Consider the following 11966-nt stretch of genomic DNA (forward strand, 5'->3'; position numbering starts at 1 on the left):
TTTTCTCGCCTCAAAATAGAACCCTTAATTAAGAGAATTGGTATTAACTTGATCTCTTTGGCTGGTTACACTAAATTATATCGCACACGATATAATCATAAGAGATTTAAAATGGCAAAACTATACGAATTCAGTGCCAATACACTGCAAGGACAACCCTTTGAGTTTAGTAGCCTGCAGGGCAAGGTGGTGCTGGTGGTGAATACCGCCAGCCAGTGCGGGCTGACGCCGCAGTACGAAGGGCTTCAGGCGCTGCATGAGCAGTATGGTTCACAGGGCCTGACCATCATTGGTTTTCCCTGTAACCAGTTTGGCCAACAGGAGCCCGGCAGTGCCAGCGAGATCCAACAGGGCTGCCTGATCAACTACGGGGTTGATTTTCAGATGATGGAGAAAATTGAGGTCAATGGTGACAATGCTCACCCGCTGTATGCCTACCTCAAAGACGCCCTGCCCGGCTTATTTGGCAACAAAATAAAGTGGAACTTTACTAAGTTCCTGCTCGGTAAAGACGGTCAGCCACTGGCGCGCTATGCACCAACCACAAAACCTGAGAAAATAAGCAAAGATATTGAAAAAGCATTAAGTGCGTAAGATGAAAGAGCAGCCCACGCAATTGCGCCTGGACAACCAGTTATGTTTTAGCCTGTATGCCGCGTCACGTCAGGTCACCCGGCTCTATCAGCCGCTGTTGAAAGCCCATGGCCTGACCTATCCGCAGTACATAGTCCTGATGATCTTGTGGCAACAGGACGGGTTATTAGTCGGAGAGATAGGCAAGCGGGCGCAGCTGAACAGCAACACGCTCACGCCACTGCTCAAACGACTGGCACAACAGGATTTAGTGACACGGGTGCGCTCCGAGCGTGATGAACGTCAGTGTCATATTTATCTGACCGATGCAGGTAAAGCACTGGAGGCCGCCTGTAGCTGTATTCCCCAGCAAATGCTGGCACAGACCAATATGCCAGTGGCAGATCTGCAACAGCTTAAGGCACTGCTGGATACCTTTTTAAGTAGCCAGCTCAATGATAATTAGGCAATAAAAAAGGCTGAACCTGAGTTCAGCCTTTTATCATGCGCTTCATTCAACCCCGACTTTGCGGGGTTAATGATACCCAGGAGTGTATTACCCGATGCTGGGATACTCGCGGTATGCTTTTTCCAGCTTCTTAGCTTGCTTCTTAGAAACTCCCAGATGGTTCAGTGCCACACGTAAACGTGCACGCGACAGGTCTGAGCCCAGGATCTCCATCGCATCAACCACAGAAGTTGATGAGGTTTTGCCAGTAATCGCCACGAAGATTGGCTCCAGGAAGTCTTTGATCTTCAGCTCGTGGAAAGTCGCAACTGACTTAGCCACCGCGAAGACCTCACTCTTGCTCCACTGACGCAGCTTATCCAGCTCCCAGATGAAGAATTGCAGCGCCTGACGCACCGTTTCTTCTTCCGCTTTACCAGCGGTCAGTAGCGCCGGATCATACTCTGGAATACCACCCACAAAGTGACCAGCCAGACCGACCAGATCAGACAAGGTATTAATACGCGTTTTTGCTTCCGGTAGCACGCGTGCCAGCATCTGGCCATTGAGTTTCCAATCAACGAAGCGCTCAATCAGCTGCTCGTCGCTTAATTCTTCACGGATCCACAGGCCATTCAGCCAGCTTAGTTTATCGATATCAAATACCGGTCCACCCAGTGACACGCGCTTCATATCGAAGTGTTCAATCATCTCAGCCAGAGTGAACTTTTCACGCTCATCCGGCATTGACCAGCCCATACGGCCCAGGTAGTTCAGAACCGCTTCAGGCAGATAACCCATCTCTTTGTAGTAGTTAATAGAAGTTGGGTTCTTACGCTTAGACAGCTTAGACTTATCCGGGTTACGCAGCAGTGGCAAGTGGCCCAGTACCGGCGCCTGCCAGCCAAAGTCTTCGTACAGCTTCAGCAACTTAGGTGCTGAGTTGATCCACTCTTCACCACGGAAAATATGACTGATCTGCATGTGGTGATCGTCAACTACGTTAGCCAGGAAGTAGGTTGGGAAGCCATCTGCTTTGAGCAGTACCTGCATATCGACATTTTCCCACGGGATCTCAATCTCACCGCGCAGGTAGTCGTTAAACTTAAAGCTGCCTTCTTCTGGGATCATCATGCGGATCACGTACGGCTTACCTGCATCCAGGTTTGCCTGAATTTCTTCCTGGCTCAGCTTCAGACCGCGACCATCGTACTTAGGGCGTAACCCTTCAGCCATTTGCTGCTCGCGCATTTCGTCCAGCTCTTGCGCCGTTGCGAAGCAATAGAAAGCCTTACCTTCTTCAACCAGTTGGTGAGCATATTTTTTATATAAATCGCTACGCTCAGACTGACGGTAAGGGCCGAATTCGCCGCCCACATCCGGTCCGTGGTCCCACTCAAGACCCAACCAGCGCAGGCTGTCCATAATCGCCTGCTCTGATTCCGGGGTACTTCTTTGCTGATCGGTATCTTCGATACGCAGCACGAATTCACCGCCTTGCTGCTTGGCAAAACAGTAGTTGAATAACGCAATATAGGCCGTGCCTAAGTGGGGATCGCCCGTCGGTGACGGGGCAACACGCGTACGGATAGTCATGTTTTTTCTCTTAAATTGTGTCTAATGAGGTCATGGGGCTAATGCTAGCATAGCCCCTTGTGCGGGCAAACTATTGCAACACAGTTTACCGGGTGTGGTGATTAAGCAGCCTGTTCAAGCTTTTGTAAATACGCCACAATGTCGTTCGATTCATACAGCCAGGTCACCTGGTTTTGCTCTTCAATGCGAAGGCAAGGCACCTTAATCTTGCCGCCCTGCTCTTGCAACTCCTGACGGTATACCTGATTATTCATCGCATCACGGGTTTCCAGCTTTAACCCTTCGCGCTTCGCCGCGCGGCGTACCTTGACGCAAAACGGGCAGCCCTTGAACTGATACAGCTTCAGTTTAGCGGTTTGCGCATCCAACTTTGCCTGCGCGTCTGCCGGGCGTTTTTTACTGCGCGGGGTAAAGATAAAATCAAACACTAAGATCAGGCTGCCAAGCAGCATACGGATTAATTTCATTGTCATACTCCAGGTTTCTTGTGGCGCGTAGAATACCACAAACTGGCCAAAAAATTGGCCCCCGGTAACTTAAAAAAGTTCGATGTCTGAGGTCATGATCTGAGGCGCAGCAAGTCCCAGCGTGCAATAAAAAATAACTTGGTTGCGACCATGTTGTTTGGCATGGTACAACGCGGTATCCGCCTGGTTGACTAATTCCGACACCTGCATAACATCCGTAACCTCGGTATAGCCGCCGCTGAGCGTGATGTTACCCACCTGAGGAAATGCCACCTGGCCTACCACCTTGCGGACCCGGTCCAATAGTGATTGCGCTTCATCGTCGCTATGCGCCTGAAACAAAACCGCAAACTCTTCACCGCCATAACGAAAAACATAGTCTTCGGCGCGAAAGTTGTCTTTCAGATGTTGGGCTGTTAATAAGATCACTTCATCTCCGATGACATGCCCAAAGGTGTCGTTCACCCGTTTAAAGTGGTCGATATCGAACAGCGCCAGATACCAGCCACGCAGATCCGGCTCCTCCCGCGGTTGCAAAAAGCCCTGACCAGAGGCAATTTCCAGGACTTTTTCATCAAAGGTTTGCCGGTTCAGCAGCTGAGATAAGGGATCGATACGGGCCAGTGCCAGGGTGTGTAGCTGATGGAAAAAAACATGCATCAGATGAGCGGCCAGATTGCAGTTAGCCGGGGTTAATGCCTGGTAGATCCACAGTAACCCGATGACCTGTTCGTCAAGCCGCAGCGGCATACAAGTATAGGATTTACTGATCAACGCAGGCTTGCCTCTGCACTGATGGGCTTTTTCCAGCATCTCATCTAATGGCAATGTCTGGTCCACATGTTGCTGATAGACCAGCTTAAGTGCCTCTTTGCGCGATAAACTGGGGCGAATAAAAAAGCTCAGTGCCACCTCTGGCAGCAGCGATGTCAGGATATGACAAAACTGCTGATACAGAGCGCGCTCTTCTTTGAGCTGCACTAAGCTGATGGTGTATTCGTGTCCGCAGGTGGATTTAGTCACATGGTTGCCCGGTGATCAGATTCACTCTAAAGATTAGCGTTTATTTACCAGCTTTCAATAATTGCCCGCACGGACACCTGCTAAGCTGCAAGCACATGCTGCGGACAAAGCATCAAACAGAACCCGCGTACACATCCAGCAACACTAAATCGTCACGATGTATCACAACGTTTGAGGCCGGATAACCCAATACCAGCGGGATCTCACTGCTATGTAGCCGTTTGATCTGATCCATTTCCTGACTATCGAAAGCGACCAGGCCCTTAGCAACCAGCTGGTCGTCCGGGTCGCGAATTTCAATGACATCACCTCGTGCGAACTCTCCACCCGTCGCAACAATGCCTTTGGCCAGCAGGCTTGCGCCCTGATGACTGATGGCCGCAACAGCGCCGATGTCGCATTGTACAAAGCCTGTCGATTTAGGGCCCGACAACAACCATTTTTTGCGCCCCTCAAGCGGTGCATCAAAACGCACAAAGGTGGTACTTTGCGCTGTGCCTGCCAGCACTTGTTCGATCACTTGTGGCTCGGCGCCTTTGGCAATGATGGTCTCAATCCCCGCTCTCTGTGCCGTGCGCGCCGCTTCAAGCTTAGTATACATACCACCTGTGCCCAGCTTACTGCCAGCTCCCCCCGCCAGCGCCATCAGTGACTGATCAATTTGCTCTACTTCTGAGATAAGCGTTGCGGTTGGATTGCTGCGCGGATCAGCAGTAAACAAACCAGGCTGATCTGTCAGCAACAGCAGTTTATCGGCATTGGCCAGAATGGCCACCAGCGATGACAGGTTGTCGTTGTCGCCCACTTTAATTTCAGAGGTGGCAACCGCATCGTTTTCGTTAACGATGGGGATCACCTGATGCTTTAACAGCTGAGTAATGGTATCGCGCGCATTAAGGTAGCGCCCTCTGTCTTCGACATCGGCACGGGTTAACAGCAGCTGGGCCACCGGCTGATCATATAGCGCAAACAGCGATTGCCACAGATGGATCAATTGCCCCTGACCTATGGCTGCAAGCATCTGCTTTTCTGCAATGGAGACACCCACACTATGCTCAACGGCGTCTCTGCCTGCCGCGACTGCGCCACTGGAGACCAGCACCGGCTGATAGCCTTGCTTTTTGAGTGCCATACACTGGGTCACAATGTCGATCATACGCGGCTTGTTTAGCTTATCCGTACCTGCGGTTAAGACACTGGTGCCGAGCTTGATCACGATTACCTTAGTTTTTTTCATTCCTCATTCCCTCACTGTACAAATGACAGGCATTGGGCTTTGTTATATCACGAAGGTGCAGGCAAAAAAATGGCAGGCTAAAAAAGGTTCTGGATCAAAGAAACACCGACAATGGCTTGCGTTGTGCAGATAACTCGTTTAAAAAGCCTGTGACGAAACGCACTGTACAGGCAAAAACCATGAGCAAACCCAATAAAGAACTGAAAATGCTACCTTTACTCTTTGTCAGTATCGCTTTATGCATTGGTGGGCACTTTATTTTGCAGCCCAATTATCAGGACAGCCACATCGCAGAATATGCCCTCGCGGCGCTCCCTTTTCTGATGTTTGCCATCGTTATTATCGCCATCCGAATCGCAATTAAGGCCGACAAAGAGGAATAACTCTTTGCGTAAGACTTTACAATTTATGGTAGCCAAACCACTGCGGTGCAAGCGGTTGTGACTGACCGCTGGGTGTCAGACGCACATAATGCTGCCCGTCAATCAAATCTATTGCCATACAATCATCTACAGCATACAAGTCATCTTTGTGAGGCAAGTCCACCCCTGGCAACAAAGTGTCCAGCGCTCGCGCTTTGGCAACCTGGGCTGTAGGCGCAACAAATAAGCCAAATGCATGCTGCTCGGCCAGGCTATCGTGTCGGTATCCACCCAGATTAACAAAATACAGTTTGGGTTGGTGCGCAGGCGGCTCACTGACCAGTTCCACCCGAAAGCCATCAATATGCTCAAGTGCAACATAGCTGTCCATATGCACCTTGTCCTTATCACCGACCCATTGTTGTTTGAGCGCGCCGAACGTATCTTCGATACGCTCGCCAACCACAAAACGAATGTCATGCATTTCAATGTGGCAGCCGCTCAGACGACCACCCAAATAAACCATAAATAACTGCATTATTGACCCTATAAAATGAACATTCTCCCGATTATGGTATCACAGCGCTTTTTCTGTCTCAGTTCAATGTCTTTTTCGGGCAAAATGCGGTATTGGTTGCTAAATGAATAAAATAACACAAGGAAATTCCTCTCATGATCCGGTTTATTTACCTGGCGCTGATTTTGTTCAGTGGGATCAGCAAGGCTCAGTTCACTCTGATACATAACGTCAACGGTTACAGCCCTACCCGGGGTGGTGAGATCAAATCCTTTGCGACCCTGGTCATTAAGGATGGCAAAGTCGTCAAAACAGGCGACAAACAACTCGCTACGCAATACCCCAAAGCCCAAAGATTCGACGGCCAGGGCATGACCTTATTACCCGGGCTGATTGACGCCCATGGCCATATAATTGGACTAGGTAATAATTTATCCCGGCTCGATATCCGTGAGACAAACTCGGTGGAACAAGTAGGGCAGCAGCTTGTGGCCTTTAGCGAGCAGAATCCAAAAGGCTGGATTTTGGGACGCGGCTGGGATCAGACACGCTGGACGCCGAACGATTTCCCTACCGCAGCCGACCTGGACAAGTATGTCAAAGACCGCCCCGTGGTGCTGACCCGGGTCGATGGACATGCCATCTGGGTGAACAGTATGGCCATGAAGTTGGCAGGCATTGATGCAAAAACCACGTCTCCGGCCGGAGGGGAGATCCTGCGTCACCCGTCCGGCAATCCGAGCGGTGTTTTTATAGATAAAGCAGAAAACCTGGTTAAAAAACACATTCCTCCGACGTCGACGGCACACCTTAATCAGGCCCTGAACAAAGCCGGCGAACACTTACTGAGCTTAGGTATAACCAGTGCCCATGACGCCGGAATTGATAAACAAACCTGGAAACTCTACCAGAACCGGGCACAAAGCCAGACCTTACCGCTGCGCATTTATGCCATGCTCAGTGCCGCAGATCCACAACTGGACAGTATGCTGCAAGCAGGCGTCTACAAAGACAAACGCGACATGCTTTCCATTCGCAGTGTGAAAATTTATGCTGATGGTGCACTGGGCAGCCGTGGTGCCGCATTGCTTAAAGACTACAAAGATCGTCAGGGTTATCGGGGGTTAATGCTGGAGCAGCCACAACACCTCGAGTTGCTGATAGCACAAGCCGTAAAGCATGGCTTCAGCGCACATACACATGCCATCGGTGATCGCGCCAACAGATTGGTATTGGATAGCTATGAAAAAGTATTTAAAACAACTGGCGGCAAATTGCTGAGAAACAGAATTGAACACGCCCAGATTGTGGAACCTGAGGATATTCCGAGATTTAAAACACTGGATATCATACCGTCGATGCAACCCGTCCACGCTACCTCCGACATGCATATGGCACAGCAAAGACTGACCGAAGAACAACTCAGAGGTGCATACGCCTGGCAAACCTTTTTACAACAGGGCAGCAAAGTTGCAGCTGGGTCAGATTTCCCAGTGGAACTGGCTAATCCTTTTCATGGTTTACACGCTGCTATCACGCGTATGAATGCTCAGCAATATCCGCAGCAAGGCTGGCGCAACCACGAACGCCTTACGCGAACACAAGCATTGCAAGCGTTTACCCTCGACGCAGCCTATGCAGCCTTTCAGGAATTCAAACTGGGGAGCCTGGAACAAGGGAAGTGGGCAGATTTTATTTTGGTCAATAAAGATTATTTTAAAGTGCCGGAGCAAGAAATTCGGGACATTCAGGTCAAACAAACCTGGATTGCTGGCCAACTGCGTTATGCACAAGATTAGTCTGGTTTAGGACGCTCATACATAGCGCGGCAAGGAATGTCGCGCAATATGCGATTTTATGAAGCTGAGTTGTTATCAGCGAGGTGCAGTTTAGCCAAATGATATATATTCACCAAAGCCAGCAGGCCGTTGGTCAACGCCACTGGCCAGGCCGTGATCATCACACCATAGATGGTAAAGCAAATACATCCTGCGAGGTTGAACCAGCGGAGCTTGACCACGTTGGACATCATCAGAGAAACGACTAAAAAGGCAGACGCAATGTAACCTAAAAGTTCCCAAGTCATTTGTTCTCTCCTCGCAGTTGAGTTAGCATTATTCAGTGTAGACGCCAAAAGCCGAAATGCGGGATAATAGCAATCGACTGTTGACGTAGGCTTGCGCGTAAGCAAGGGCACAGAATAAAAAGGCTAACTCACTAAACCCCACAGAAATTAGGACCTGAAATAAGCTCTAACACGGGAACGGGGGTGAAAAGCACTTAGCCTCTCAATCGGGTGAGTTAGCGTGAAACCGATAAGTGTCATGCTATCTTCATAACAAATTAATAAATAGGACAATTGTCCGAAGAGCCATCCAGATGTTTCAATATCATTTTTCAACCACCTTGGTGGAACAACTGCTCAGTTTTGCAGGTAACAGTTTTCAGCACACGAAAAAAGAAGTGCTCATTCATCAGGATGAACCACTCACAAAGCTGATCCTGGTGAGAAGTGGTACTGTGTCTTTTAGCTATGACGTGGGCAACGGCCGCCGCTTGCTGTTAGGTCAGCTGGACTGTAACAACACCCTGATAGGTGAGATTGAAGCACTGAATAACCAACCCTGTATTTATACAGTGACTTGCCTGAATGACGTGCAGTATAACCTCATTGAGCTAAAACATTGGCGACAACTGCTCCTGGCTCAACCTGAGCTAAGCCTGTACACCGCTCAGACGATTGCAGCAAAGTTTACCGAAAACCAGAAAATCAACCTCGACAAGCTATTGTTGCCGCTGAGCTACAACATCGCGAAAGACTGCCTACTCAGGGCGGAAAACAATCACCCAGCATTACTCAGAGCCTATTCTACGGTAAGTGCAGAAGCTGAACGTTTTGCTACGACTGAGCGCGCTTACCGCCGCGTGGTCAGCGAACTTGTTGAAAAAGGGTTAATAGTAAGAACATCCGACGGCCTGAAGCCCGTCGATATGGCTAAATTGCAGGCATTCATCGATGCATTTGCACAAATATAATTATGTATTATTGTCAGGAAAAATGAATTATTAACACATTTGACGTTATAACCTAAAAGTACATCAGTAGGTTATTATTTTATGTGAAATTTTGGATAAAGATCGAGCAGTTCACTTGACGAAAAATTAATGTGGGCTTATCCTCTAAACACTAATTTGCGCGCGGGGCAAGGCTCTCTTACATCTGCAAAGCATTAGTGACTACTCTCAGTTTACTTGGATTTAAAGGAAAAGGTAAAAATCATGGGAAACAAACAATTCAAACTAACTAAACTTGCCCTTGCATTGGGTGTCTCAGTTAGTTTAGCAGGCTGCTTTAGCGACAATGACAATAACGTTGACATCAAGCCGCCACCAGAGCCAACTCAGAAAGTTGTTGCTCCACCTACAGATCAGGTTGTTGAAAAGCAGGCTGGTTCATTCTCTATTGTAGTTACCGACTCTCTTGGTAACGCACTTGCAGACGATGTAACTGCAAGCATCACTTTCCCAGGTAACCCAGCTACTGTGTTAAACACAGCAGGTGAAGCGCTAGGCGAAGATGATACTACTTCTGCTGCAGGTTCATTCGCATTTACAGTTGCAGAGATCCCAGAAGCAGGTCTGACATTTGACTTTGTAGTTACAGCAAACGGCTTCCTATCAAACTCAGGGACTGTTGAACTGACTGCAGACGATGCAGACGTTGCCGAACTAATTCGCCTAACACCACGCACCCTGACTCAGGAAGCTGGTAAAGCCCCAATCATCGCGACTACTTCAGCGCTGACTGACCTAAAAGACGCTGACGGTAATGATGTAACCGTAACTTACACAGCAGGCACAGGCTTGAGCTTGGGCGGTGCTGGTTCTATCGAGCTAAATAAAAAGCTAGACAGCACTATCAACGCGGGTAAAGCTGCCGGTGGTGTAAAAGTTAAGCTGAAAGAAGGCACTAAGTTCGTCGCTAAAAACGCAGACGGCGAGGATGTTGAGCTTGACGAGCTGCCAACTCTGACAGTTGCATACTTTGGTAACGAAGCAACAGGCTTTGCCGCAAACAACGGTACAGCCGACGACAATGCTAACGCGGCTGCAGACTCTGCCCTTGACGCCTTCCCTGGTGGTCTGGCACTGACTGTTGCGGCACCAGAAAGCGAAGATGCTGCTAACGTAAGTGGTTCATTCACTACAGGTGGTTTCGTAGCTATAGAGCTTGTTGACAGCCAAAACCGTAAAGTTAAGAACTTTGGTAAAAACGCAGACAACCAAGATAACACACTAGAAGTGGCGATGCAGGTTGATGCGAAGACTGTGAACCCATGTCCAATCACCTTGCCAGAAGGTGGTGATCTGGCAGCTGAAGCTGCTAAAGCGTTTGATAAAGGTGTATGTACGGTAGCAGCACCTGTAGCGAGACCTCTTGCTGCGGAAGACATCTTCCCAGTATGGAGCTATGACGAAGACGCTGGTAAGTGGACTTTTGAAAGCTACGGCGTAGTAAAAGCAAATGGTACAGACGATACTTTCGACGTAGTCGTTGAAGTGAACCACCTGTCTTACTGGAACCTGGATTTCTTCACTTACATCATTGGTGCTGATAAATGTCCAAACCGCCGCTTCTCGTTCGACATCGTCGACAGCGCGGGCAACCCAAGCCAGCAGTACGCAGACGTATTGGTTGAAGCAAGCGGCTACCGTTTGCTTATCGGTGCGTACAACCGTACTAACCTTGCAAAAGGCACATTCAGAAACCCACCTTCATTCCCAGTTAAACTGAAAATGATGAAGGATGGCAAAAACATTCTGGACAGCGCCATGGATAAAGACGGCAACCTTCTTGGTGGTGCAGCAACAGACGGCCAAGCTAGCGCAGTTAACTTCCCTAACCTATGTTCTCTTGACGGTGGTAAGCTAACTCTGACTACAGCGCCAGCGGCACCAATTGCGAAGAACCTGACACCTCAGTTCACATGTAGCAATAACGACGCGGGTGATGTTCCAGCAACGCCGGTATCTACACCAACAATTGCACAGCTGTTCCGTAATGACCGCTTTGTTAAGACCTTCTACCCATCAGGTACTTTCTCTGTAAATCTGGAGCAGGCCGTTGCGGGTGCGAACGTCACTTATAAAGTACGTTATAAGAACCCTCGTAATAATACCTGGTTCACTAAAGATATCGGCTTGAACGCAACAGCTGAGACGCTTGATATCCCGGTAACCTGTACAATTAACGAAGTACCAGTTACTGGTACTGGCGGTAACTAAACACTAAAGTAAACTGAAATAAAGCCGCGTCTTACGCGGCTTTTTTATTGCCTTTCGGATGAGGCCTCTCTGCCTACAGAGTTGTACATTTCAAGCCTGCTGCAAAACCTTCTTTTTGACCATATACATGCATACACCTCCCAATGGTGAACATCCATATCGAATTGGTTCGCTTAATGCTCTGGTATCAAAGCCTGCTTCTCATCAATGTGGTAGTAATGTCCAGCCCTATGAATTTAAATAACTCTCTAAACAGGCCAATACCGATTTCACTTCATACCCTGTTCAATTTAAAGGAGCAAATATAACGCTAACGACGTTAAAACTTCTCATTTGGAGTCTTTACCTAAGGTATGAGCTCGCAATTTTTTGCCTCACCTATATGAATGCAGGTGCCTCAGCGATAGCTGGACGCGGGTACAGTGTTATCAACTAAGTTTTCTCGCCTCAAAATAGA

At 48.7% G+C, this 11966-nt stretch carries 12 protein-coding genes; 6 read left to right on the forward strand and 6 right to left on the reverse strand.

The genetic code is table 11. The annotated features are described in order from the left end of the window. The first annotated feature begins 111 nt into the window (after positions 1 to 111). Positions 112 to 594, forward strand: a complete 483-nt coding sequence (locus C3B51_RS05915; protein WP_130244480.1) for a glutathione peroxidase — start codon at positions 112 to 114, stop codon at positions 592 to 594. A 1-nt stretch (position 595) separates the two neighbouring features. Then, positions 596 to 1039 (forward strand): MarR family winged helix-turn-helix transcriptional regulator, encoded by a 444-nt coding sequence (locus C3B51_RS05920; RefSeq protein ID WP_125716696.1) that lies wholly within the window; start codon positions 596 to 598, stop codon positions 1037 to 1039. A gap of 90 nt (positions 1040 to 1129) precedes the next feature. On the opposite strand, the gene gltX is transcribed toward C3B51_RS05920, so the two are convergent. From gltX to proB, 4 genes are all read right to left on the reverse strand, one after another. After that, positions 1130 to 2617 carry a glutamate--tRNA ligase gene (gene gltX / locus C3B51_RS05925; protein WP_130244481.1) on the reverse strand — a complete coding sequence of 496 codons (1488 nt, stop codon included), beginning with the start codon at positions 2615 to 2617 and terminating at the stop codon, positions 1130 to 1132. Positions 2618 to 2718: 101 nt separating this feature from the next. Next, a complete protein-coding gene (locus C3B51_RS05930) occupies positions 2719 to 3084 on the reverse strand; it encodes a glutaredoxin family protein (RefSeq protein WP_046005045.1) in 366 nt (121 codons plus the stop codon). Positions 3085 to 3153: 69 nt separating this feature from the next. Next, the gene (locus tag C3B51_RS05935) at positions 3154 to 4107 is read right to left on the reverse strand and encodes a GGDEF domain-containing protein (RefSeq protein ID WP_130244482.1); all 954 of its coding nucleotides are present in this window, start codon (positions 4105 to 4107) and stop codon (positions 3154 to 3156) included. Between the two features lie 112 nt (positions 4108 to 4219). Next, a complete protein-coding gene (proB, locus tag C3B51_RS05940) occupies positions 4220 to 5344 on the reverse strand; it encodes a glutamate 5-kinase (protein ID WP_130244483.1) in 1125 nt (374 codons plus the stop codon). 179 nt (positions 5345 to 5523) lie between these two features. Here proB and C3B51_RS05945 point away from each other — a divergent pair, with 179 nt between their 5' ends. Continuing rightward, positions 5524 to 5727, forward strand: coding sequence for a hypothetical protein (locus C3B51_RS05945; RefSeq protein ID WP_010383207.1), 204 nt, complete (start codon positions 5524 to 5526; stop codon positions 5725 to 5727). Positions 5728 to 5743: 16 nt separating this feature from the next. Here the strand turns inward: C3B51_RS05945 and C3B51_RS05950 are convergent, their stop codons facing one another. Further along, positions 5744 to 6244, reverse strand: coding sequence for a DUF1543 domain-containing protein (locus C3B51_RS05950; RefSeq protein ID WP_125716699.1), 501 nt, complete (start codon positions 6242 to 6244; stop codon positions 5744 to 5746). 134 nt (positions 6245 to 6378) lie between these two features. Between C3B51_RS05950 and C3B51_RS05955 the strand changes: the two genes are divergently transcribed. Next, positions 6379 to 8022: an amidohydrolase gene (locus C3B51_RS05955; protein WP_206076604.1), complete on the forward strand. Its 1644-nt coding sequence runs from the start codon at positions 6379 to 6381 to the stop codon at positions 8020 to 8022. Between the two features lie 56 nt (positions 8023 to 8078). Here the strand turns inward: C3B51_RS05955 and C3B51_RS05960 are convergent, their stop codons facing one another. Beyond that, positions 8079 to 8309 (reverse strand): YgjV family protein, encoded by a 231-nt coding sequence (locus C3B51_RS05960; protein ID WP_125716700.1) that lies wholly within the window; start codon positions 8307 to 8309, stop codon positions 8079 to 8081. Between the two features lie 293 nt (positions 8310 to 8602). Between C3B51_RS05960 and C3B51_RS05965 the strand changes: the two genes are divergently transcribed. Next, on the forward strand, positions 8603 to 9259 hold the full coding sequence (locus C3B51_RS05965; protein ID WP_046005050.1) for a Crp/Fnr family transcriptional regulator: 657 nt from the start codon (positions 8603 to 8605) through the stop codon (positions 9257 to 9259). Positions 9260 to 9502: 243 nt separating this feature from the next. Further along, complete coding sequence (locus C3B51_RS05970; protein ID WP_130244484.1) at positions 9503 to 11509, forward strand: hypothetical protein; 2007 nt, start codon at positions 9503 to 9505, stop codon at positions 11507 to 11509. Positions 11510 to 11966 lie beyond the last annotated feature (457 nt).

The sequence above is a fragment of the Pseudoalteromonas rubra genome (assembly GCF_004212645.1).
GTDB lineage: Bacteria > Pseudomonadota > Gammaproteobacteria > Enterobacterales > Alteromonadaceae > Pseudoalteromonas > Pseudoalteromonas rubra_G.